The sequence below is a fragment of the Methanoregula sp. genome, from assembly GCF_049690535.1.
Lineage (GTDB): Archaea > Halobacteriota > Methanomicrobia > Methanomicrobiales > Methanospirillaceae > Methanoregula.
The window spans coordinates 48,158-70,826 of sequence record NZ_JBAVMX010000024.1; the positions used below are offsets into that span (position 1 = coordinate 48,158).

Sequence of the window (22,669 nt, forward strand, 5' to 3'; positions counted from 1 at the left end):
GCGAGTCCCGGAAAATACCGATACATTTCCTGTTTTGTCGGATATGTGGCGTATCACGTTCCCGGATACTGATCGATAAAAATACCGGGGCAAGACCGCTCCATTACTTTATTTTTATTATACGGACGGTGAGGAAGGCCCTGTCAGAGAAGTACCTGACCAAAGGGCTATATACCACGTCGGGCGATTATCCACTAACCAATGTCGATGGAGTGAGTAATCTATGTCAGAAGAAGAACCAAAACCCGTTCTGGTCCGGGAACGGCTCGATGTCTGCGAGCTGGACCGGGCCCGGATGTCCCTCTTAAACCCTGCGCTGATCGCGCAGAAGATGGCTGAGCGGACAATCGATGAGAATGCAAAGCCCCTCATAGAGATGGCGATGAAGGAGGGCATTGAGACAGTCTGGGACCGTTTTGAGATGCAGCAGCCCCCGTGCAAGTACTGCGAAGCGGGGATCTCCTGCTCGCGGTGCACCATGGGACCGTGCCGGATCATACCGCCCCACCGGATCCGGGGCGTCTGTGGAGCCGATGCAGACCTGATCGTATCGCGCAACCTGCTTGACACTATCGCGACCGGCTCGGCCGCCCATTCCGATCACGGCCGCGACATTGTCGAGACGCTGTACCTTGTCGGGACAGGAAAGACCAAAGACTATGGCATCGCCGATCCGGATAAACTGCGCCTGATTGCAAAAGAGTACGGCATTGAGACCTCAGGAAAGAGCGCACATGAACTCGCCGCTGCGGTCGGGAGCGCCATGCTCGAAGAGTATGGGATGGTAAAAAACACCCTCCAGTTCCTCAACAGGGCGCCAAAAGGCACCCGGGAGACGTGGAACAATCTCGGTATCTCCCCGAGGGGGATCGACCGCGAAGTGGTGGACTGCATGCACCGGATCCAGATGGGGGTCGGAGCGGATTATGTAAATATCCTGTTACAGGGCCTCCGGTGCAGCCTCTCTGACGGGTGGGGCGGGTCGATGATGGGAACCGATGTTTCCGATATCCTCTTTGGTACGCCGACCATTAAATCGTCACGGATTAATCTCGGGGTGCTCAAGGAGGACTATGTCAATATCGCAGTCCACGGCCACAACCCGGTTCTCTCCGAGATGATCGTAAAGGCAGTTGCGGACCCCGAACTCGTGGCCCTTGCCCGGAAAAACGGCGCAAAGGGGATCAATCTTGTCGGGCTCTGCTGCACGGGAAGCGAGCTTTTGATGCGCAAGGGCGTCCCAATGACCGGCAACCACTTAAACCAGGAACTGGTTATCACGACCGGTGCTCTCGAAGCGATGATCGTTGATTACCAGTGCATCTTCCCCTCGCTCCCAAGAACCGCAAGCTGCTTTCACACCCTGATCATCTCGACCAGTGCAAAGGCGACCATCCCGGGATCGTATTTCTTTGACTTTACCCCGGACGAAGGATTCTTGACCGCCAAAGCGATCGTAAGGATGGCTGTCGAGAATTTCAAAAACCGGAACCCGAAAAGGGTCCTGATCCCCGGCGCACCGGTCCCGCTGATGACTGGCTTCTCAAACGAAGCGATCAAGAATGCACTCGGCGGATCATTCAAGCCCCTCATCGATCTCATCGCCGCCGGTAAGATCCGTGGCGCAGTCGGGATTGTTGGCTGTAACAACCCGCACGTGAAGCATGACTACGGCCACGTGACGCTCTCAAAGGCCCTTATTAAGAAAAATATCCTCTGTGTCGAGACCGGCTGTGCGGCGATCGCCTCGGCAAAAGCCGGGCTTCTCATGCCGGAAGCTGCAGCTCTCGCAGGTGACGACCTGCGGGCTGTCTGCGAGTCACTCAAAATCCCGCCCGTGCTCCACATGGGTTCCTGCGTGGACAACTCCCGTATCCTTGTACTTGCGGCGGAACTCGGGAACGCGCTCAATGTCCCGATCCACAAACTGCCCATTGCCGGAGCGGCGCCGGAATGGTACTCGCAGAAGGCAGTCTCGATCGGTGCGTACTTCGTTGCTTCTGGAGTCTACACTGTGCTTGGCGTGATGCCGCATATATCCGGCAGCCCGGCCGTGGTTTCGCTCCTGACCGATGGCCTTAAAGGGGCGGTGAACGCGAACTTCGCGGTGGAACCTGATCCGGTCAAGGCGGTGGATCTTATCGCAAACCACATCGAACAGAAACGGACGGGACTTGGCATATGAGCGTTCCTGCCGGAACACGGGTTGTGTCTGTGCCCTTTCCGGGAAACTCCAGTACTCCCGAGGCAGGGGAATGCGGGATCCGTGTCGTCATTACCGGTAAAGGCGGTGTCGGGAAGACGACGCTTGCCGCACTTCTTGCCCACATGTTTGCCCGGGAGGGAAAAAGGGTCCTTGCGATCGATGGCGATCCCCAGCAGAACCTTGCGGCGACCCTGGGTGTCCCACCGGATACTGCGGAACAGATCGTGCCGGTTTCTGAAAGTGTGGACTATCTCCGCGAGAAGACCGGCGCCGGTCCGGATATATCCCCGGGCGGGCTTCTCACCCTCAATCCCGATGTAAGCGATGTCATCGACCGTTTTTCGATAACGGTTGATAAGAATCTCCGGCTTCTTGTCATGGGGAGCGTGAAGAAGGCGGGATCCGGGTGTCTCTGTCCCGAGTACACCCTGCTTGCGGCAATTCTCCGGCACATGCGGCTCCTTTCGGATGAGGTCGTCATACTTGATACCCCGGCAGGACTCGAACATTTTGGGAGAGCAGTTGCCGAAGGGTTCACCTGTGCGGTGGTGGTGGCGGACCCTTCGTACAACGCAGTCTCTGTTGCCCGGGAGTCGGCCCGGCTTGCAGGACAACTCGGCATAGGCGAAGTAATGTTTGTCCTCAACCGCGTGCAGGGAGATACGGATGTACAAAAAGTCTGCGGGGAAACCGTGTGCATGCCGGCATTTCCGCAGACTGTCCTCCTGCCCTTTGATCCACAAGTCAGCCGCACCGAACCGGCAGTCACTCCGCTCATAACCGGTGATTCGGCCTTCATTGAAAACGTCAGGGCACTTGCAGCGACAATTTCCGGGGTGTGCGAAGGCCGGAACCCCCGGGTCATTTAAACAAGAGATTTTGGTCCTTGTTCCTGCTGAAAGATTTAAGGGATCCCGTGGCCTGATGCTACTGGTGAGGCACAAGGCAGGGAGAAAACCATTTATTTATTGCAGGCCGGTGCATACGATTCTCCGGCAAACTTGAGTATTTCCATGACTCCCGGTACCTCCCTTGTTGTTCCCCGACCCCATTGTGCAGTATTTTCGGTTACCGCGCTCACCCAGCAGTTCCCGGAACCTGCAGACATCCCGGCAACGGGAGTACTCTTTGTGCTTGTATCCGGCCCAGGAGTAGCAATCCGGGAAGGTGATACCCCGCAGATCTATGTGCAGGCAGGGCTGACACCGGCCATCCGTGCCGCAGGCACCATAGAATACCTCGGGCACAGGGGATCAGTACCCTTCTACGCGGCAGAACTGTCCGAGGATTTTTTACTCCCTCGTGGCATGGTCGTATCCGGTGTACGAGATCTCCATGGCAGGATACCTGATGAGGATCTTGCAATTGCAGCGTATGCAGTACGGCTGATCGCATCTGCAACAGCGAACAGGATTTGCGGCCGGTGCGGGACAAAGACGGTACCCATGCTTACCGAGCGGGCAAAAAAATGCCCGTCCTGCGGTCTTGTAATCTATCCCCGCATCTCACCGGCGATCATCGTGCTTATAATCTGGGGTGATGAGATCCTTCTTGCCCGCTCCCCCCGGTTCCCCGCCGGTATGCACAGCATTATCGCAGGTTTTGTAGAGCCGGGCGAGACGCTCGAGCAAGCTGCCCACCGGGAGATTAAGGAAGAGGTGGGGATTACGGTAAAAAATCTGCGGTACTTTGCGAGCGAGCCCTGGCCGTTTCCGGATTCCCTCATGATTGCGTTTGAAGCCGAGTATGCCGCTGGTGAGATCACCATCGACAACAACGAAATTGTTTCAGCGGGCTGGTTTGGCCGGGATAACCTCCCTCCGTTGCCCTCCCCCATGAGCATCTCGCGAGCACTCATTGACCTGTGGGCGGGACGCAGGGGGCCGCGTACTTAAAACGTGGAATAATCTTTTCTTCTCGGGTAAAACCCGAGGATTTCTGCGCAATGTCGGCACATGCAAAAAACAATGGGTGTACCCGCAGGCGATATAAACATACATATAATATAAAGCCTTTTAATTCTGTAAGAGAGCATTAGAGATGAATTCTGAACCATCAGGTACAGATGAAGACATCCATGGCGGGGAAAACGCCATCGATATTTTCATTCTCTGTAAAGATGCCCGGGATTCCCAGCAGCTCATCGGGCAGCTGACCCCCCCGGGTTACCGGGTCACCCTTTTCTTGGAAAGCACGGACCTGGTTGAAAGCCTCCGTGCAGGAAAACCAAATCTCCTCATCTGCGACACCACCGGCCCGGAACAGGACGGCTACGAGGTCTGCCGTGAGATAAAAAAAGATGACGATCTCTGGAGGATCCCGGTGCTCCTTATCACCGGTGTTGCAAGCCTCGGGGACCTCTTAATTGTCCTTGACAGCAACGCGGACAACTTTATCGCGCGCCCGTACGATCCCCAGTACCTTCTCTCGCTTGTCGATATGATGCTTAACTCCGCGGTCGAAAAGCCGGATCCGGAGAAAATCAGGACCCAGTTCAAGATCCAGCACGAAGACCGGGAGTATGTCATTACGGCGGACCGCAGGAAACTCCTTGAATTCCTGCTATCCTCGTTCGAGATCGCGGTAAGCAGGGCAGCAGACCTGGGACAGATCCAAAGTACGCTCGACGGCCTGAAATCCACCCTTGAACGACGGGTCGCGGAGCGCACAAGCGAGCTCAGCACAGAAACAGCACGACTCCAGATGATCTCAAACGGGCAGGTCCGGGATCTGGAGAATGCCAGAAAAGCCCTTGCAGGGCTGAAAACCGAAGCTGAATCCCTTAAATCCCGGATTGAAGAGCGCGAGAAAGTTATTGCCGGAAAAACGGAGGATCTGGCCCGGCTTACGCAGGAACTGGAATCTACCCGTGCCCGTCTTGCAGAATCTGACGATATGGTCCGAACGCTTGGGACCGAGAAGACTGAACTTGAATTGGCCCTCCGCGGTGATGCCGAGACCTTAAACCGGGACCTTGAACAGGCCCGGTCTGACCTGTCAGCCGCAAAAAAAGAGCTTGCAGAGGTTTCAGGTTTCCGGGCGGAGCTCGAGGCGCAGCTTGCTAGGCTTAAAGAGCAATACGAGGAATCTGAAAAGGCCCTGAGTTCCCGTTCTATCGAGTTCGAGCAGATAAAAAGCGCTCTTATAAGCGAGAAAAACCGGGCAGATGCCGCCGAGCAGGAAGTAAAATCCATTATGCAGGAGAAAGCCCGGTCAGAGCAGGATCTTCGGCAGATGGTAGAGGATATCACCGGGAAAGCAAAGCAGTTGTCGCAGGACAGCATGCGCTTCGCGGATGAACTGACTGCTGAAAAAGAGCAGCGGGCAAAAGTAGAGCAGCAGTACAGCGAACTCGCGCAGGAGACGGCAAAAAAAGAGGCCGCATTTGTCGCTGAAAAAGGAACCTTCATGGAGCACCACGACGCACTCCAGCAGAAATATGACGTGCTCACGGAATCAGTTGGTGCCGAGCGTCAGAAGAGTGCGACACTCGAAGCCAACCTTGCCCATATAACAGCGGCACATGAACAGACCGCTACCGAAATGCAGGCATTACAGGAGCGGTTGGATGCAGCAGCTGCGTCCCTTGAATCAGAAAAACGCATGCGGGCCGGTGTGGAAACAAAAATACAGGAAATTACCGATGCAAAGGATCAGGAAATGCAGGTGCTCAACGCTAATATGGGAGCACTCCGGCAGGACCTGGAAGCGGCAAGGGCGAGCCTCATACATGCAGAGCAGGAGCGGGACGCCTCACGCGACGCGCACAAGAGCATAAGCGACGAACTTGCCGCCGCTGAATTTGCAAAGATCCAGTCTGAAAAACTGGCCCGTTCGGCTGCGACCGAGATGGAGCAGGCCCATGAGGAACTTGAGTCTGAGCGGCGCATGCGCCATGCAGCCGAAGAGAAACTTTCTGAGATAACGCAGGTTAAGGAACATATCGAGCAGAACCTGAGTGCGTCTGCCGGGCAGGCCGCGGCACACGAGCAGGAAATGCTCGCAAAAATCCAGGATCTTTCTGCCAGTCTTGCCTCAGAGAACGAAGCGCGTCGCGCAGCAGAAGAAAACCTTGCGCAGGTCTCCCGTGAGAAGGAGCAGGCTGAACAGAACCTGCACGCCGTAGCCAGTGCAAAGGCTTCGGAGGATGCCCGGCGCGAAGATACGGTGAAAAAACTCAGTGACGATCTCAGGGCCGCACTCGACCGGCAGCGGTCGCTTGAGGAAGAACTCCACAAAGCCGGACAGGAACAGAACGAAAAAGTGGCAACTCTCCGGTCCCTTGCTCTTGAGATAGATCAGGCCGGCGCCGAGATTGAGGCGGAAAAAGAGAAGCGTCATGCAGCAGAAGAGGAGTGTGCGGAGGCAAAAGATGCCCTGGCAGCGCTCAGGAAAAAAACCCAGATCCCCTCTGCACTGATCGAGGAAGTACCGATACAAAACCATATGATAGTGACAAAAAGGCCTGACTTTCCCACAGTGATCATGCACGGGCCGCAGGCTCTTGCCCGTAAAGAGGTTGATCACCTCGTGCCAGTCCAGCGACCGGCTGATCCTGTGAGAACCGATGTGATACCTGAAACGGATGCGCCGCAGGTCAGGATCCGGACCGTGGAAGACCTCTTTGAAGAGCCAGGAGAACTCGATATCGACGACCTGTCGGATGCGGTTACGGCCCCCGGTCTTGCAGGTAACGTGCCCGGGCATCGTGCCCCGGAAACAACCGGGGACGACACGATTGATACCGGGGCAGAAGATGATGAAGATGAGTCTGGCGAGTGCGAGCCGGATGAGGCTGACGACACCACAGACGAAGACGAGACCGGTGATGATGGGGCTGGTGAAGGCGACGAGGAAAGCGAATCCGGGAAAGAACCGTTACCTGAGGATGCGACCCCCACATTCAGCCGCCAGCAGTGGTTTGATCTCATGAAATGGGCGCACACCGCCAATGGCCTGAGCCATGAGGACCGGATCCGGTTTGTCAAGCTCGGGCGGCTGATCCAGAAGGGAAGGCGGCTAACCGGGCGGCAGGAAGCGCAGCTGGCAGAGCTCGTGACACTTGCCCATGCAATGGGATACCGGACAAAAGAGTGAGCCGCCCGGTTTTCCTGAATTTTTTTAGTTCGAAAAACGTTCTTAACCGACCGTATGAATCAGTTATATTTTTTATGATATATCCGGCTCTGGAGAAATCCTTAAATCAGGTCTCATAACAATTTTCCCGGGGGGAACTGCATTTTCGGGTCTGCGCTTTTCTGCATCAGGGAAATCACTCCCATATAGCGATAACCTGCGGGCAGGTCATACAACCTCATCCCGGAAGCACAATGGTGCGGTTTGAGGGAACCGGGCACTGCCTCTTTGTTATTATACGATCTCACAATTTGTGCAAAAACCGGGGACTTGTCCAGGGCCGCATTCTACTGATTCAGGTACTTTTCGCAGGTGACGGAACGTTCACGTCGCCCTCAAGGCCGGGATTTTGCCGGATCGAAACTTCAGAAAAGTATACCATCATGCCAAGACAGATGCCGACGCCGGCAATACTGATCGGCAGGAAGAGTGCATGTGCCAGAATTCCAAGACTTTCGAGCCCGAAAAAAACGAGGAGCACCGTGCAGTGCTGGAAATGATACCGGGCGATCCGGGGATCAGTCCTGTCGCAGGGGCGGATGGAACCGGCAACCGTCCAGGGACTGAAGGGAAAAAACGGGAAGATGCCTTTCCTGGTACAAAGATCTTCTGCCAGGTGAAGCCCCATCCCAAGGAGCACACCGCTCATGAGAATGCCGGCAGGCAAGGTGAGTACACTCCCCGTAACATACGCCGGAATATACAGGAGTGTCCCCATGCATGCACCGATAAACAGGACACCTGGTATTGAGTGGGTCAGCCGCTTGTCTGAAGGGTCCGGGACTGGATGATGAGTATGTGCATAGATCCGGCACATGAGAGAGGCGCAGACCCTTCGGGGAAACTGTACAATCAGCCACGCAAGCGTGCGGAATGTCAGATGGTTTGGCCGGGTCATGTGGATATCCGGCAGCAAAACACCGATGCAGGTGCCGGCAATAACCAGCACCATCATGAGAGGGTTTGAGAGAAAAAAGGCACTACCGAGAATAAGGGCACACATCAGGGCAAGTGCCAGATGATGTCGGGTGATCATGGTATCGGGATCCTCATGTTGTTGGCAAAAGGGTGTTATGGCAATGGCACAGATTCAGCGGGGAAGGGAAATCCCTCTTTTCTTTCCGGAGTATTAGGGAGTTTATGTGATATAATCATTAGTATTATACTTAATTCGAGGGTAAATAAACAAAAAAAAATTAACTGTAGTGTTATGCGGAGTGCCGATCAAAAAATTTCAACGAAGTAAAATAGTGATTACCAATGACGGACAGAATGGCCCCTTATAGATCGGGGGCCGGAATCACCATTGAATGTCAGAGTAAAGTCAAAACAGGTATATGGTAATAATTCCCCCTATCTGCCGTTTCGGGCCACTCTGTGACCCCACTCCAATAAACAATTTGTTGTTACTTTTTGGTAATAATAAAGCACAATTCTTATCTATTATCTGGGAAGAGTATATCTGGAATAATTAATCCAAGAGGATTGTGAAGTCATGAAACAGAAGTTGACACCAACGAAACTTGCACTCATCAGTATGGTCTTCGGACTCCTGCTTGTAGCGGTACTTTTTGCCGGCTGCACACAGAGCACGCCAAGCACCCCGGCCACGACCGTTGCAACAACCGTACCGGTAACCCCGGCAGCCACCCCGGTAGCAACAGTGGCAACCGCAGTCCCGACGACAGTTGCACCGACCGCGACACCGGCACCAGTGTTCACTCCATCGTCAGGAAATGTTGTTGCGTTCACGGCTGCATCATTAGCCGGTGCATCAACGACCATCGGCTCTTCATTTACCGCTGCCTATCCGGGAACTACAGTTGCCTTTGACCTTGACGGGACTCAGGCACTCAAGACACAGGTAGAGAACGGCGCATACGCCGACGTATTTATCTCAGCAAGCAACAGTTACACAAACACCCTTAAAAACGAGGGCTACTTTGTCAATGACTCGATAAAGACGCTCACGACAAACTACATAATTGTCATCCTGCCGGCATCCAACCCGGCGAACATCCAGTCCCTTGCCGACCTTGCAAAACCGGGTGTGAAGATCGCGATGGAGGATAAAACCGTCCCCGCAGGCACTGCGACCATTGCGGTCTTAAATAACCTGGCGAACTCGACCTATGGACAGAACTGGAAGAATGCGACGATCAGTAACGTTGTGACCTACGAGACTTCCGAGCCGGCCGTAGCAACGAAGGTTGCCCTTGGCGAAGCCGATGCGGGATTTGTCTACCAGTCTACGGCAACCGCAGCAGCAAGTGGTACCTACCAGAGCATCACTATCCCACGGAAAGACAATTACCTCCAGACATATACCATCGGTATCCTCAAGGAGAGCAACAACAAGGCTCAGGCCGCATGGTTTGAACAGTATATGCTATCAGCGGCCGGCCAGAATATTCTGAAAGAATACGGGTTTACCGCCCCTGTAACCTCTTAAAATCCAGTCATTTTTTTTTTAGCCGGACCGGACGGTGATCCCACCGGGAGAGAGGAACGAACCTATGATACCACAACGTTTCCTGCCAAAAAATCACCGGCGCATTCTGACGTATCTTGTTGCAGGGGTCCTGATCGCAGCGGTTACGCTCTATCTTGCCCTGCCGATCGTCGCCCTCTTTCTCCGGATGACCCCGGATCTGTTCTTTGCCACGCTTCATGATCCGAATGTGGCAAGCGCACTCTGGCTGAGCCTGTTTACGACGGTTATTTCCCTTTCCGTGGTCATTCTTGTCGGGACCCCTTTTGCCTATTTCCATTCAAAGTACTCGTACCCGGGAAAAGTGGTCGTGGATACGCTCATTGATCTGCCCTTGGTCCTTCCCCCGGCAGTAGCGGGGGTCGCGCTTCTTGTTCTCTACGGCAGGATCGGGATCCTCGGCAGGTACTTCAACATGCTCGGGATATCGATTGCCTTTACCACGCTTGCGGTGATCATGGCCCAGATCTTTGTCGCATCCCCGTTCTACCTGCGGCAGGCAAAATCGCTCTTCGAGCAGCTGGACCCGGCCTATGAGCAGACCGCACGGACACTCGGTGCCTCATCAATGCGGACTCTGGTTCAGGTCACCATTCCCATGACGGCGACCGGCCTCGTTTCCGGTGCAGTCATGACCTTTGGCCGGGCACTCGGGGAGTTTGGCGCGACGATCATGTTTGCCGGCAACCTGCCCGGGGTGACCCAGACGATGCCGCTTGCGGTCTATGTGGGGATGGAGGGCAGCAACATCAATGCCGGGCTCACGATCTCGATCCTGCTCGTGATAATCTCGTTTGGGATCATGATCGCCGTACGCCTGATCCAGAAGAGGGAGGCAGATCGTGCTTGAAGCGGTGATGGTAAAACGGCTCCGTGACTACACTCTCGATCTTACGATCAGAGTGAAACCCGGGGAGATTATGACCCTTATGGGCCTGAACGGTTCGGGCAAGTCAACAACCCTCAACATTATTGCGGGACTGCTGCTGCCAGATTCTGCCACGATCACCCTGAGGGGCGAATGCCTCTGCAGAACCGATGATGGCACCGATGTCCCGACAGAATATCGCCGGATTGGGTATGTCCTCCAGAACTCATCTGTGTTTCCCCATATGACCGTCCGCGACAACGTCGCATTCGGGCTTCGCACCCGGCACCTTCAACGGTCCGTGATAACAGAACGTGTCGCGCTCTGGATGGACCGGATGCACATTTCAGACCTTGCCGATGTCAGGGCAAAAAACCTTTCCGGCGGCCAGAAACAGCGCGTTGCACTTGCCCGTGCTCTTGCCATCGAACCCGGTCTTCTTATGCTGGACGAGCCATTTGCCGCGCTCGACACAGAAAGCACGCAGACGGTAAAAGATCTCACGCGCCGGTTTGTCAAAGATATGCAGATCCCCTGTATCCTTGTGACGCACCGGCTTTCCGACAGCACGGAGATCGGCGACCGTGCCTGTGTGATCTGCCAGGGCAGAAAAGAGTGGGAAGGTATCCCGGGCAGGATGCCGGAGCTCTGCACAGTCTGTCATTGCAAGTAAACCGGGATCGGCACGGTTTTGGTCAGGCATTTTTATCGGATCATCTGCCCGTTCATCCATCTTCCGGCACCGGAATGTCCAGGCATGTTCATTCCTGTGCCGGGGGACATTAACCGACCGGCAGGCTTAAGGCAGGTGGCTTCCCACCGGTATCAGGATTCGGTGATCCGTATCTTCCGGCGCACCGGCACAACAAAGTCATGAAGGTGAAACAGCAATGAAAAAGAAAAAACTGCCGCATGAGAAAGAATCGGACCATCGACTCCTCTTTGTCCTTGCCGGGGCCGTGATCCTTGCTGCCCTGTTTATTGCAGCCATCGTGCTGACAACTCCCTTGGGATTGAACTGACATATTTTTTATTCCATTCCATTGATGTGATCCGGTCCTCCCGATAGATGCGCCGGTGCAGGGATCGATTCGTGTCCGGTGAACGGACAGTCCCATTTTTAAGATTGTTTTTAAGTTTGTGCGTTGATGAAACGTCCAGAATCTCCTGAACAATGAGTGATGAATAATTATTTCAGGACTGCACTGGTACAAAAAAATCGGGTTATGGCATCCCTGCACCAGCAATAACACCTGATTGAGGTTTTAATGTGAAAGTTTTCATCCGCACCATTTCATGTAATGAAAGATCATATCTGGTACAATCCTGATACCGTATTGACAGGAAAGTCCTGATGCTATGATCCTCCGCACTGTCACCCTGACGTTTGACTCGGACCGCCCGCTTCCCGGCTCTGCGCCGGCACTGCGGGAATTTTTTGCGACAAAGTTTGCCGAATACTCCGAACTCCACCAGCAGGAGGCGGGCTCCTTCATCCACCGGTACCCGGTCGTGCAGTGCAAAATGATCAGGAATTTCCCCACGGTGATCGGCATCAACGAAGGGGCAGTGTTCCTTAAAGAGTTAGCCGGGGAATCCCGGGAAATATTGCTTGGCTCCGACATGTACCGGGTTGCCGAACATGACATTTCCATCAGGGATGAAGAGTTCGGGATCTCGGAGACAAGCAATTCCTATGAATTTGCCACACCGTGGCTCGCGCTCACTCAGGAGAACTACAAGAGGTTCTACAAACTTACCGGAAAACCTGCACGCGACGAATTTGTGCAGAAGATATTTGTCGACACCCTCCACTCACTTTCAAAATCGCTGGGGTATGAGGTTCCCGCACCGATCATCTGTGACACGAACTTCCATTTCCAGAAAGAGCGGAAGAACGGTGTCAGCGTCATGACGTTTACCGGAAAATTCCAGGCCAATTTCCAGATCCCGGAATATCTCGGGATCGGCAAATCAGTCTCGCAGGGGTACGGGGCGGTACGAAGGATTTTCCGGGCGATAAAAAAGAGCTGAATCTGGTGTCAGTGACCGGGCGGGCTCGCGAGGATGCAGAGTACCCGGGCACTTTTAAGGATGAGATGACATATTGTTCCCTCGAGTCGGTTCTTTTAATCGATGGTGTGTCTTGGATCATCCGGCCAGGCACTTATCCTGTTATTGTCCCTGAAAAGTCTCGCCCGGCCCTGGCATGTTCCCCCATAACCCATGATTGACTCAGTTAAATCCGGCCCCAATCTGGCCTCCGATTACCCTTTGATCGTCAGAAACGGAGCCCGTATCGGGCTCCGTTTCAAAATAACTCCAAATCAGCCTTATTTTGCCAAACGGGCGAAATATAACGTTCGCGTATTCGCGTTTTGAAGCCCGATCATGGGTCCGGATGGGTTTTCTGTTGATGAGGAAAATGATCGCTGCCAGAACGCGAATATGGACTGCCAAAGGGCATTATATGGGGCTCAATATGGCCGTATTTTTGCAAATAAGGGTACATATGGGCACGGATTTTCGGGCAGGGGGATCAGACGTTTTTACGGGCGTTTTTTGCGAGTTTTATGGGGAATAATCGGGACCGGGTACGTGCCGCGCAGCCGGTCAAAGATGACCGGCCCACACACGGTAAGGGTTCCGTAATATCCTACGACCACGGCATGCCGGTTTTGTGTGAACCGGAATCACACCAAAAATCCCCGGGCACACCCGACTTCTCCATCAACATTTTTAGATCGTCCCGGTCTTCCGCAGCCACAACCCCACGGCCACGTACACGAGGAGCGCTACCACAAAACAAGCGATAACCCCGAAAAAGAACAGGTAATTGCCGGCAAGAAATGCCTGTACCATCATAATGACAAGCCTGATGATCCCATACGCGACGAGTACAATGCCTGCATAAAAGATGACGAGGGCGACAACGCCCGGCACTACCAAATCATCCATGGCCGCACCTCATTCAAGATACCCCGCCAGCAGTTCATCGTAGAGCCGTTTTGTATTCTCCGCGGTCTTTGGCATTGCCGGGAACCCCCGGTAGTGCCGGCACATTCCGAGATCTTCTGCAAGGTCCAGCCGGTCCTGCTCCTGTGAATGATACCAGCTGTTCTGCTCGTAGTACCACGAGAGATATTCCTGCTCGGTCTGTCCCGGGGTCGGGATCAGGAGCGCCCGTTTCTTTCCGAGCTCGGCGAGTTCCATGAGTGTCGTGTATCCCGAACGGCAGATCACGCACTGCGCCCGGTTCATCAGCTCGGTCTTCTCTTCCGTGGAAACATACGACACGCAGGTCCAGTCCCCGGTCCGGGTCGTCGCTTTTGGTCGTTGTGGGTTACCGAGCAGCACGACACCAGAGCCCTCAATATTTTTCAGGTCTGCAAGAATAATTTTTTCAAGAATCGTCCGCTGCGGCTCGGGCCCGGAGATCACGATCAGGTAGTCCAGGTCCTGCGTGCATGCGATCTGCCGGGTGGACGAGAGGATCCCCGAGAAGAAGACCCGTTCGCGTGCAACATCTGTCTGGGGCCGGGAGAGCTTGCCGGCAAGGGAGATCGGGCCCGGGGGATTGTCGGGCACGATGATCCGGTCGTACCGCTCATGGAGGTACATATTGACCGGGATGGCAAGGATCTCAGCCGGCCAGAACAGGAACGGCAGGTGATAGTGGAGCTGGTGGGAAATAAAGATCGATGGAACCGTTGATGAGAAAACACCCAGCCGGTTGTCGCTGATGACAAGGTCGTACTGGTCTTTTGCGAGGATTGCCTCGAGGGTTGCATGCTCCTGTGCCACCGCCCTGAGCATGAAGGGCATCGCCGCACAGAACTTCGGGACGAACAAGTGCCCGGAGCTGTACGGAACCGGGTAATCCGGGTACTCGATAGAGCGGGCATCCGGAAATTCCTGCCTGAGTACTGAAAGAGCGCTGCCGCACGCAGCAATGGTCACTTCGTGGCCGTGCGCGAGCAGCGTCCGGATCACCGGGATGTCACGCGTGGCATGACCAAGGCCCCAGTTCAGTGGTGATACCAGCACGTGCGCCATCAAATACTTCCCTAAATTATCATTGCATAATAAAGTATATTGAGTGATATGTCTCTCTGCCGGAATAATCGCGGGGAGACCCGCACATGTCCATGTATCTTTGTGATGCCGGTCAGAGATCGAGCATCCGCTCGTTTTTGCGCAGCCACTCCCGGTGCCGCTCGTAGTCCGGCATCGCTTGACCCACCTTCTCCCAGAAACGGTTCGAATGATCCGGCTGGCGTATATGGACAAGTTCGTGGACGATTACGTAATCGATTACCTCGGGAGGGGCCATGATCAGCCGCCAGCAGAAGGAGAGCGTACCGGATGTGCTGCACGAGGCCCAGCGCCGCCGCGTATCCGAGATCCGGATTTTTTTCGGGCGGTAGTCGAGAATGGCAGCAAACCCCGCAACCCGGACCGGCACGATCGCGGCTGCTTTTTCCACGTACCATGCCTGGAGAAGCCCGCGGACTTCCGGCAGACGCTTTTTACCGAGGTAAAACCGGTCGCTAAGGGAGATCCCGGCATCGCTGTCTTCGATGACCTCGAGGGGGTACATCTTCCCGAGAAACAAGAACTCCCCGCCCCGGACAAATCGTCGTTCCGGGGGAGCCGGGCGGCTCCTTATTTCGGCCATCTTTTTTTCGATCCACGCGCGCTTCTGCTCAATCAGGCTGTGGATGTAAGTTTCCGGTGTCCGCATGGGCGCCCGTACAACAAGCGCCGCTTCTTTTGTGATCTCAAGCGAGATGGTCCGGCGGCGGGAGCGGATGATCCGGTCGGGGCGGAGGGGTTCCATGGCGATCTCTTTTTGTAGCGCTGATGTAGTTGTCTGAAATATCACTGGTCGATAACGAACCGGTTGAATTCATCCTGCCACCGGTAGCCAAATGCGCAGTTCTCGTTCCGGAGTATACCTGAAAGGATCATCCTGACAGAATCCGGGGTTCGGGTCGTGTGCTTTTTGATGAGATCTGTAATTTTATCTGCGCACGGGAGAATAGCCTCGCCAAAATGCATAGCGAATTTGCGGGCGTATTCATCTGTTTTGTCTGTCGTGCAGGTGATTTCAAGTATCTGGCGTTTCTGGACATACAGGCAGCTGTAATACAGGAGAGTCCGGGGGTCCTTGAGTTCAGGGACGATCTTCTCCTTGTTCTCTATTAATTTTGAGAGGCCCTTCATTGCAGAAGTGTGATTGCCGGGACACACATTTTTAAAATATTTTTTCAGTTTTGATTCGACCATCGGCTCAAAAACCGTTCCCTGGATAACCTGTACCGACTGGTCAAGCCTGCGGTAGAGTTCATCATCCGCATGCATATCGGCGATGATGTAGGGATATCCCTGTTCCCAGATCAGCAGGTGCTCGATTTCATGAGCGACGATCCGCGCGTCCTCGGGGGATTTGGGATATTTTTTCAGGACAATGGTATTTAATACCGGTGACGAATTGCCCTCGTTTTTCGCAGTTGCTGTGATCTCCCACGTAATATTTATTTTATCGATATCGGCTTTATTATCGGAATAGAACGCATCAAAGGCAGGGTATTTCCTGCAGAGGTCGGCAAACATTATCCGGACAATGCTCGGTGCCACTACCTTCCTTGGCATCGTTCCGGATTTTGATTGAGATCTTTTCATGGTTGCTTTTTAGTGAGAGATCACATAGAGGTTTCTGGTGACCAGTGACTTGTGACCAGAGTGACCATACCGGATCTTCTCGCATTTCCCGTCGGCTAACGGTCACATCGCTAGGATTGAAATCAAATGTTATCTCACATCAGCCACCGGGAAGATCTATGAATTTTTTTGGGTTTTATTAAAAAATCGCATCCGTTTTTCCCGGCATGATAAGGTTAATTTCCGCCCAAACCAAAGAGATTTTGCGATGCCAAAACCACCTCAAAATGAAAATAAACCCGGATTCGAACCTCATTTCAGGTACAAACAGTGCCTCATCCTAAGAAACGATGTCAAGATGAGCTGCGGGAAGAAATGCGCCCAGGCAGCCCATGCATCCATCGGGGCATTTGAGAGCGCGGATAAGACCCTGCGCAAGGCGTGGCAGACAGAAGGGCAGAAAAAAGTGGTGCTCAAGGCCGACACCGAGCGGACCCTTTTTGAGATCAAGGTGCTCGCGGAACGGGCAGGAATTTCCACTTCCCTTATCCAGGATGCCGGTATGACCGAGATCCCGCCCGGCACCATCACCGCGCTTGGCCTCGGCCCGGCAAAATCGGAAGACCTCGATCGTATCACCGGGACGCTCTCGCTCTTATGAAAGAGAGTCCTTTTGCGCTCGAACGCGAGCTCGGGATGCAGTACTACGCGACCGGGACCCCGGGGATCGGCGGGACGCTTCGCACGGTGCCGGAAGATTTTCTTGTTGATGAGATCCCGCTTGAAGGAAAGGGGAGCACAGCAGGGCCGTACCTGATCTGCCGGCTCACCAAGACCAGCTGGGAACTCCAGCATGCGGTAAAGGAGATTGCCCGCCGGCTCAACATCAGCCACCGGCGGATCGGCTGGGCCGGGACAAAAGACCGGAACGCACGGACCACGCAGCTTATCTCGCTCTACAAGGTAACGCCGGAAGAGATCGCCGCGATATACTTAAAAGATATTATCCTTGAACCTGTCGGACAGTCGAACGAACAGCTCTCGCTTGGCGATCTTGTAGGAAACCGTTTTGATATCTGCATCCGGGATGCCGACCCTGAGGATCTGGCCGGCCGGGTTGCGACGGTAACGGAGGCGGCATCGCAGGCCCTGCCCAACTATTTCGGGCTCCAGCGGTTCGGCGTCATCCGCCCGCTGACGCACCGGGTTGGGGAACTGATCCTGCATGGCGACTATGAGTTGGCGACAGTAACCTACGTGGGTAAGGCATTTCCCTTAGAGTCTGAAGAGGTCCGGCGTGTCAGGACTGCGTTCATGGACACCCGGGACACGGCGACTGCCCTCCGCGAGCTGCCGGTACAGATGTCGTTTGAGCGCTCGATGCTCTCGTATCTCCATGCCCACCCGGACGATTATGCCGGTGCGCTCCGGCAGCTGCCACCAAAACTCCTCTCGATGTTCGTCTCCGCGTACCAGTCGTACCTGTTCAACCGCGCCCTTTCGCACCGGCTGCATGAGGGACACACGCTCACCGATCCCGTTTGTGGGGACCGACTGATATTTGCAAATGGCCGGACCGATGCGGTAACCGCAGCAAACATCCCTGCCGTCTCGCTCCACCTTGCCCGGGGCCGGTGCAGCATCGCACTCTTTATGCCGGGCAAAGATGAAACAGACGTAATCACCGGCAATAATGCCATACGGGATATCCTTGCAGAAGTGCAGATAACCGCAGAAGATTTCCGGAAAGCCTCAGTTTTTGTCGGGACAAAGTTCGACGGCGCGTGGCGCCCGATCGTACTCAAGACGTCAGTCGAAGCTTCCGTGCAGGGAACAGACGTGCACCTGAAATTTACCCTCCCGCCGGGTCATTATGCAACAACAGTCTGCCGGGAGTACATGAAGGTAGACCCGATCCGGATGATATGAACCGGGTTTTTCAGGGTTTCGGGGAATATCCTGTTTTTTGTGAAAATATCTATACCGCTTATAGATGGGAAATCAATCTGACTCCTTATTAGAATCGGACATAAAAAGAGTTACATCCCTTTTCAAGGTTCCATGTTACTATCCCGTTCAGGAGGGCTCCCCGCCTCAGGGCCTCTCATAGGCACGGCGGGGCAACGATTTTTTTAATCCATTGTCATGATCTACCCCATAGATCCGCCGCGGGGCGCCCCTTCGGAGGCGGTGGCACTCATCGCAAATCTCATATGGGAACCGTTTTTTTTAAAGGGGAACTTTCATTGATACGCGATCACAAAAGAGAAAATCCCGGACAAGTGTGTGCGACTGTACAAAACGTGCGAAAAGATGTGTATCAATCGATAAAAAAAAGAAGCTGATGAAATTACTTCCGCGCTTCTGCGAGTTCTTTTGCACCGGCAATCGCATCGTTGAGGTTGCCCAACTGGTCAACAAGATTGAGTTTCAGGGCATCCGCGCCCCGGATTACCCGTCCGTTATCGATATCGGACCGTGCAATCACCCGTTGTGTTGTCACATCGTCAATGAACCTTTCGAAACTCTCGTTTACGATCTGCTGGGCGTAATCCTGCTCTTCAGGAGTGAGCGCATGGGAGGTCGATCCCATATCCTTCATCGCGCCGGACTTTACGATCGAGACGTTGTATCCCTGCTCCCTGTTATATCCGCTGATATCCGAGAATGTCCAGATGACACCCACGGCCCCGGTGAACGTGTCAGGGTCTGCATAGATCCGGTCGCCATGGGCGCTGACGTAGTACGCCGCCGATGTGGCCATATCGCCCATAGAGATAACGACCGGCTTCTTCGTTTTTGCGTACTCAAGATCGCCGATAATTTCCTCAGCCGCCGCCGGCGTCCCGCCCGGACTGTCAACCCGTATTACGATGGCCTCAACCGTCGGATCGTCAGCCGCCTGCCGCAGCTGGTTGCCGACATATTCGCTCCCGACACTGTCGTCACTGATGAAATCACCCGTCGAAAGAGTCCCTTCCATGCGGACGACTCTGACACCGGATTGGTCATTGTTCGTAAGATAAAACGCAGCAATAAAGATCCCAATCACAAGGATAAGGCCGATGATGATGATCAGGAACCATTTCAGTCCGGCGCTGTGTGGTGCCGGGCCCGGTGCGGGAAGCACCGGGGATGTTGCAGGGATTTGTTCCATAAGGGTAAGCTCTTATGAGTACAGCACGTCAAACTCGGAAACGAGGTTGCTGCCGCACAGGTAGTATTTCTTGAGATTCAGCCGGATCATCTCATCTTCTGAATTGATATGCATTCCGCCCACAAGGGATGGTGTATCAGATCCACCGACAATAAATGGCAGGTGGATGAGCCGGATCTCGTCAACGAGTTTTTCATGGAGCATGTGCCAGTTTAATGTCGGGCCCCCTTCGATCATCAGTTTTTTTATGCCGAAATCATCGTGCAGGATCTGCATAAGGAGGGGCAGTTCGACGTGATCCTTTCCGGCGGTCACGACGTTCACTCCCTTTGCCCTGATTGCTGCGACACGGTCCTTTGGGGCCTGTTCGCACACGGCAATGAGGGTCTTTGCATCGGAGCCGAGGATGTTCGCGTCAAGCGGGATGTCTGCCATGCTGCACGGGATAACCCGGAGCGGGCTTTTGCCGGGCACAAGCCGGACGGTTAAAAATGAGTTGTCGATCCGTATGGTATTTGCGCCGACCATGATCGCATCGTATGCGGCCCGGGTCTCGTGGAGCAGGATCTCTGTCTCATGCGCCATGTACTTCATTAAGATCTTGCTGGAAGCTCCTTTTTTCAAGGTAAGCTTGCCATCAGCAGTGATCTCGGACATCATTAAGACGTGTGGACGAGCCGTTGTTGATGCCATGAGTTCATCTCCCTGTTTCCGGTTTGACGCGCGATGTAAATAATATGATGATTGCCCGCAGGTAATAATAACACACTCAAGGTTGAAGGTACCATCTGCCCGGCATTTTCCCGCAACTATTAATGGTTCGCGTACCCATCATGTGAGATATGAATATTACCGCCCTCCGGCCAAGGTTCAAACAGTACCTTGAGCCGGTTGCAGGGGCCTTTGTCCGGTGCGGTATCACGCCGAACCAGTGTTCGTTCCTTGCCCTTGTGGCCGGGATCGCCGCTGCGGCCCTCTTTGTGGAACGCCAGTTTCTGATAGGCAGTCTGGTGTTGCTGCTCTCTGCTCTCTTCGACCTTATCGATGGCAGCATCGCACGCCGTACCAACTCCCACACGAATTTCGGTGCGGTCTTTGACTGGATCGTGGACAAGTACGTGGATGCCCTTGTCATTCTTGGCGTCGGTCTCTCCGGGATCACCATTGTGAGCGGGTTTTTGCCGGTCCCGCAGATCGCGGACTTTGCCATCATCGGTCTTGCCATGACCGGCTCATTAATGAACACGTTCATCAAGCCGGTTGTTTACGCGGAGATCGGGTACAAGGAAAAGGTAGAAGGCAAGATTGACGACCCGCTGGAAGGCGTCGGGTTCTTTGGCCGTCCCGAGACATTCCTTGTGCTGATCCTCGGGGGCGTCACCGGGTTTATCTGGGTCTCGGTGATCATTATTGCGATCTGCACGAACCTTTCGGCGATCCAGCGTATCCTGTACCTGTACAAAACGCTCTCGTGATGCAGGAAAACCCCCCTCTCTTTTGGGTCTGAAGAACTTCTCAATCGTTTTCTCTTGACATTATTCAGGGTGCCGGCACTCTGAAGAAAGCGGGCGGGCGCTGCACGATCCTTCCCTTTTACAAAATAATGCCATGCGGCTGACAAGTGGTGCTGTCGTGTTTTTTATGAAAATATTTGTCGGGCGATTCAGTAACTCCGGCTCCCGTTCGGGAGAATCACGTTATCCAACCGGCGCACACAGTTAAGGTATTACTGATTTCCCGGTTCGTCCGGCTGGTCTGCAGATACCAACCCGGATCCGCTTGTCGTCTCCGGAGATGGTTCCGGCTTCTCCGGTCCGTTGCCTCTGTCCCGGCCAAATCCCCTGACGAGTTCCCCGTAATATAACTGGTACAGTTCATCGGCAAACGTCCCGAGACGGGGGATGAGGGTAAAGAGAGAGTACGCGATAATGATCAGGATGACCAGCGCGAGCAACTCCGCGATCACGTTGTGTGCCCAGAAGAAACTCTCGTACCCGACCTCACCGTTCCCGGCAATGTCCGGATAGTAGGGGAACCACTGGCTCGTGTAGGCCATGATCACAAAGACGTTCCGGAACAGGTTGAGGATGTAGATGGTGGGTGCGACCAGAAGGAACGTGTACACCTTCTGCCGGAGCGTGGTCGGTACCGCCGCGGCGACCCCGAGCATGATGGCAATACTCTGGATGCCGGTGCAGGCGAGGATGATCTCGACCCGGAAGCCGTGCTGCGCGATAATATTCCATGACTCGAGGCTCACCGGGTAGTTGAAGAGATGGAGCAGCCAGACAACCTGGCTTACGACCATATTGATAAGCAGGGTACCCAGTCCGCTGATCTGGGTATAATCGTCAATTGCAAAGGGGAAATAGATCAAAAATGCGATGGCCGCAGCCCGTGTAAGATAGTGGACGCGGATATCGTCAGCAAGCAGGTGTTTTACCGTGATATACAGGAATGGCACCGAGAGTATTGCCATGAGCGGGTAGAGAAAATTGTTCTCGGAAAAATACTCGGGCAGCGTGGCAAATAGGAAGAGGACAATAAAAATCCAGCCGATGATCGCTGCATAGTTCCGGTGGCGACCGGGTATCAGGAATGCCAGAAATCCAAGACAGGATATCAGGACAAGATACTCGATCATCATAGATCTATTTACGCTTAATCAAAAAAAGGATTCTCTCATGACAGCTCTGCGCACGACTGCAAGAAGAGGTCAAATCGTACACGCACGCCGGGAGGCCATGATAATCAGTTTAATCTTGTAGCATGACCTATACTGTTATCCGATGTTTTGCCCGGAATGTAAGACTATGCTGATATCGACTGGCGGCCAGCTCAAATGCCGTAAGTGCGGGTATATCAGAAAGATCGAGGCAAGTGAACATATGACGCGCGAGAAGAAGCGCACGGAAAACGAGATTACCATCGTGGACGATGAAGATACCAATATCAAAACGATGCCCACGATCCAGATCAAGTGCCCCAAGTGCGAGAACAATCTTGCATTCTGGTGGCTCCGCCAGCTCCGGGCGGCTGATGAGAGCGAGGTGCGGTTCTTCCGCTGCACCGAGTGCGGGCACACGTGGCGGCAGTACGACTAATATTCAGATATAAGTTAAAATTCTATAATGTCTATTTTTCAAA

General features: G+C 54.0%; 21 protein-coding genes. 13 read left to right on the top strand and 8 right to left on the bottom strand.

Annotated features, from left to right (window positions below):
• The first annotated feature begins 223 nt into the window (after positions 1–223).
• The 4 genes from cooS to WCE46_RS01830 all read left to right on the top strand — a co-directional run bounded on the left by cooS (position 224) and on the right by WCE46_RS01830 (position 7,303).
• Entirely contained in the window at positions 224–2,185 is a 1,962-nt protein-coding gene (gene cooS, locus WCE46_RS01815) for an anaerobic carbon-monoxide dehydrogenase catalytic subunit (protein WP_424731990.1), read from the top strand.
• Entirely contained in the window at positions 2,182–3,075 is an 894-nt protein-coding gene (locus tag WCE46_RS01820; RefSeq protein ID WP_424731991.1) for an AAA family ATPase, read from the top strand. The genes cooS and WCE46_RS01820 overlap by 4 nt, the downstream gene beginning before the upstream one ends.
• A gap of 144 nt (positions 3,076–3,219) precedes the next feature.
• Positions 3,220–4,101 carry an NAD(+) diphosphatase gene (gene nudC, locus WCE46_RS01825; RefSeq protein WP_424731992.1) on the top strand — a complete coding sequence of 294 codons (882 nt, stop codon included), beginning with the start codon at positions 3,220–3,222 and terminating at the stop codon, positions 4,099–4,101.
• 145 nt (positions 4,102–4,246) lie between these two features.
• On the top strand, positions 4,247–7,303 hold the full coding sequence (locus WCE46_RS01830; protein WP_424731993.1) for a response regulator: 3,057 nt from the start codon (positions 4,247–4,249) through the stop codon (positions 7,301–7,303).
• A 334-nt stretch (positions 7,304–7,637) separates the two neighbouring features.
• On the opposite strand, the gene WCE46_RS01835 is transcribed toward WCE46_RS01830, so the two are convergent.
• Positions 7,638–8,378: a metal-dependent hydrolase gene (locus WCE46_RS01835; RefSeq protein WP_424731994.1), complete on the bottom strand. Its 741-nt coding sequence runs from the start codon at positions 8,376–8,378 to the stop codon at positions 7,638–7,640.
• A gap of 459 nt (positions 8,379–8,837) precedes the next feature.
• Between WCE46_RS01835 and modA the strand changes: the two genes are divergently transcribed.
• The 5 genes from modA to WCE46_RS01860 all read left to right on the top strand — a co-directional run bounded on the left by modA (position 8,838) and on the right by WCE46_RS01860 (position 12,735).
• Positions 8,838–9,794, top strand: a complete 957-nt coding sequence (modA, locus tag WCE46_RS01840; protein WP_424731995.1) for a molybdate ABC transporter substrate-binding protein — start codon at positions 8,838–8,840, stop codon at positions 9,792–9,794.
• 64 nt (positions 9,795–9,858) lie between these two features.
• On the top strand, positions 9,859–10,683 hold the full coding sequence (locus WCE46_RS01845) for an ABC transporter permease (protein WP_424731996.1): 825 nt from the start codon (positions 9,859–9,861) through the stop codon (positions 10,681–10,683).
• On the top strand, positions 10,676–11,374 hold the full coding sequence (locus WCE46_RS01850) for a sulfate/molybdate ABC transporter ATP-binding protein (RefSeq protein ID WP_424731997.1): 699 nt from the start codon (positions 10,676–10,678) through the stop codon (positions 11,372–11,374). The genes WCE46_RS01845 and WCE46_RS01850 overlap by 8 nt, the downstream gene beginning before the upstream one ends.
• Before the next feature lie 217 nt (positions 11,375–11,591).
• Positions 11,592–11,723: a hypothetical protein gene (locus WCE46_RS01855; RefSeq protein WP_424731998.1), complete on the top strand. Its 132-nt coding sequence runs from the start codon at positions 11,592–11,594 to the stop codon at positions 11,721–11,723.
• A gap of 337 nt (positions 11,724–12,060) precedes the next feature.
• On the top strand, positions 12,061–12,735 hold the full coding sequence (locus WCE46_RS01860) for a CRISPR-associated endonuclease Cas6 (protein WP_424731999.1): 675 nt from the start codon (positions 12,061–12,063) through the stop codon (positions 12,733–12,735).
• A 705-nt stretch (positions 12,736–13,440) separates the two neighbouring features.
• On the opposite strand, the gene WCE46_RS01865 is transcribed toward WCE46_RS01860, so the two are convergent.
• The 4 genes from WCE46_RS01865 to WCE46_RS01880 form a co-directional block, all read right to left on the bottom strand.
• Positions 13,441–13,659 (bottom strand): hypothetical protein, encoded by a 219-nt coding sequence (locus WCE46_RS01865; protein ID WP_424732000.1) that lies wholly within the window; start codon positions 13,657–13,659, stop codon positions 13,441–13,443.
• 9 nt (positions 13,660–13,668) lie between these two features.
• Positions 13,669–14,757 carry a glycosyltransferase gene (locus WCE46_RS01870; RefSeq protein ID WP_424732001.1) on the bottom strand — a complete coding sequence of 363 codons (1,089 nt, stop codon included), beginning with the start codon at positions 14,755–14,757 and terminating at the stop codon, positions 13,669–13,671.
• Between the two features lie 112 nt (positions 14,758–14,869).
• Positions 14,870–15,541, bottom strand: a complete 672-nt coding sequence (locus WCE46_RS01875; protein ID WP_424732002.1) for a M48 family metallopeptidase — start codon at positions 15,539–15,541, stop codon at positions 14,870–14,872.
• A 41-nt stretch (positions 15,542–15,582) separates the two neighbouring features.
• Entirely contained in the window at positions 15,583–16,356 is a 774-nt protein-coding gene (locus tag WCE46_RS01880; protein ID WP_424732003.1) for a hypothetical protein, read from the bottom strand.
• A 277-nt stretch (positions 16,357–16,633) separates the two neighbouring features.
• Between WCE46_RS01880 and pth2 the strand changes: the two genes are divergently transcribed.
• Together pth2 and truD are read left to right on the top strand one after the other, a co-directional pair.
• On the top strand, positions 16,634–17,026 hold the full coding sequence (gene pth2 / locus WCE46_RS01885) for a peptidyl-tRNA hydrolase Pth2 (RefSeq protein WP_424732004.1): 393 nt from the start codon (positions 16,634–16,636) through the stop codon (positions 17,024–17,026).
• Entirely contained in the window at positions 17,023–18,294 is a 1,272-nt protein-coding gene (gene truD, locus WCE46_RS01890) for a tRNA pseudouridine(13) synthase TruD (protein WP_424732005.1), read from the top strand. The genes pth2 and truD overlap by 4 nt, the downstream gene beginning before the upstream one ends.
• A gap of 421 nt (positions 18,295–18,715) precedes the next feature.
• Here truD and sppA read toward each other — a convergent pair whose 3' ends face one another.
• Both sppA and WCE46_RS01900 read right to left on the bottom strand, forming a co-directional pair.
• Positions 18,716–19,522, bottom strand: coding sequence for a signal peptide peptidase SppA (gene sppA / locus WCE46_RS01895; RefSeq protein WP_424732006.1), 807 nt, complete (start codon positions 19,520–19,522; stop codon positions 18,716–18,718).
• A gap of 12 nt (positions 19,523–19,534) precedes the next feature.
• Positions 19,535–20,215, bottom strand: coding sequence for a dihydrofolate reductase family protein (locus WCE46_RS01900; RefSeq protein WP_424732007.1), 681 nt, complete (start codon positions 20,213–20,215; stop codon positions 19,535–19,537).
• 149 nt (positions 20,216–20,364) lie between these two features.
• Here WCE46_RS01900 and WCE46_RS01905 point away from each other — a divergent pair, with 149 nt between their 5' ends.
• Positions 20,365–20,997, top strand: a complete 633-nt coding sequence (locus tag WCE46_RS01905; RefSeq protein ID WP_424732008.1) for a CDP-alcohol phosphatidyltransferase family protein — start codon at positions 20,365–20,367, stop codon at positions 20,995–20,997.
• Between the two features lie 251 nt (positions 20,998–21,248).
• Here the strand turns inward: WCE46_RS01905 and artA are convergent, their stop codons facing one another.
• Positions 21,249–22,166: an archaeosortase A gene (artA, locus tag WCE46_RS01910; protein WP_424732013.1), complete on the bottom strand. Its 918-nt coding sequence runs from the start codon at positions 22,164–22,166 to the stop codon at positions 21,249–21,251.
• A gap of 145 nt (positions 22,167–22,311) precedes the next feature.
• Here artA and WCE46_RS01915 point away from each other — a divergent pair, with 145 nt between their 5' ends.
• The gene (locus WCE46_RS01915; protein ID WP_424732009.1) at positions 22,312–22,626 is read left to right on the top strand and encodes a transcription factor S; all 315 of its coding nucleotides are present in this window, start codon (positions 22,312–22,314) and stop codon (positions 22,624–22,626) included.
• Positions 22,627–22,669 lie beyond the last annotated feature (43 nt).

Bases quoted from the DNA above. Each gene is read 5' to 3' on its own strand.
- truD (WP_424732005.1), top strand. From the start codon at position 17,023: ATGAAAGAGAGTCCTTTTGCGCTCGAACGCGAGCTCGGGATGCAGTAC.
- WCE46_RS01845 (WP_424731996.1), top strand. From the start codon at position 9,859: ATGATACCACAACGTTTCCTGCCAAAAAATCACCGGCGCATTCTGACG.
- WCE46_RS01860 (WP_424731999.1), top strand. From the start codon at position 12,061: ATGATCCTCCGCACTGTCACCCTGACGTTTGACTCGGACCGCCCGCTT.
- WCE46_RS01870 (WP_424732001.1), bottom strand. From the start codon at position 14,757: ATGGCGCACGTGCTGGTATCACCACTGAACTGGGGCCTTGGTCATGCC.
- WCE46_RS01830 (WP_424731993.1), top strand. From the start codon at position 4,247: ATGAATTCTGAACCATCAGGTACAGATGAAGACATCCATGGCGGGGAA.
- WCE46_RS01865 (WP_424732000.1), bottom strand. From the start codon at position 13,659: ATGGATGATTTGGTAGTGCCGGGCGTTGTCGCCCTCGTCATCTTTTAT.
- WCE46_RS01900 (WP_424732007.1), bottom strand. From the start codon at position 20,215: ATGGCATCAACAACGGCTCGTCCACACGTCTTAATGATGTCCGAGATC.
- modA (WP_424731995.1), top strand. From the start codon at position 8,838: ATGAAACAGAAGTTGACACCAACGAAACTTGCACTCATCAGTATGGTC.
- WCE46_RS01820 (WP_424731991.1), top strand. From the start codon at position 2,182: ATGAGCGTTCCTGCCGGAACACGGGTTGTGTCTGTGCCCTTTCCGGGA.
- WCE46_RS01880 (WP_424732003.1), bottom strand. From the start codon at position 16,356: ATGCCAAGGAAGGTAGTGGCACCGAGCATTGTCCGGATAATGTTTGCC.
- nudC (WP_424731992.1), top strand. From the start codon at position 3,220: ATGACTCCCGGTACCTCCCTTGTTGTTCCCCGACCCCATTGTGCAGTA.
- pth2 (WP_424732004.1), top strand. From the start codon at position 16,634: ATGCCAAAACCACCTCAAAATGAAAATAAACCCGGATTCGAACCTCAT.
- WCE46_RS01915 (WP_424732009.1), top strand. From the start codon at position 22,312: ATGTTTTGCCCGGAATGTAAGACTATGCTGATATCGACTGGCGGCCAG.
- WCE46_RS01875 (WP_424732002.1), bottom strand. From the start codon at position 15,541: ATGGAACCCCTCCGCCCCGACCGGATCATCCGCTCCCGCCGCCGGACC.
- WCE46_RS01835 (WP_424731994.1), bottom strand. From the start codon at position 8,378: ATGATCACCCGACATCATCTGGCACTTGCCCTGATGTGTGCCCTTATT.
- cooS (WP_424731990.1), top strand. From the start codon at position 224: ATGTCAGAAGAAGAACCAAAACCCGTTCTGGTCCGGGAACGGCTCGAT.
- WCE46_RS01855 (WP_424731998.1), top strand. From the start codon at position 11,592: ATGAAAAAGAAAAAACTGCCGCATGAGAAAGAATCGGACCATCGACTC.
- WCE46_RS01905 (WP_424732008.1), top strand. From the start codon at position 20,365: ATGAATATTACCGCCCTCCGGCCAAGGTTCAAACAGTACCTTGAGCCG.
- artA (WP_424732013.1), bottom strand. From the start codon at position 22,166: ATGATCGAGTATCTTGTCCTGATATCCTGTCTTGGATTTCTGGCATTC.
- sppA (WP_424732006.1), bottom strand. From the start codon at position 19,522: ATGGAACAAATCCCTGCAACATCCCCGGTGCTTCCCGCACCGGGCCCG.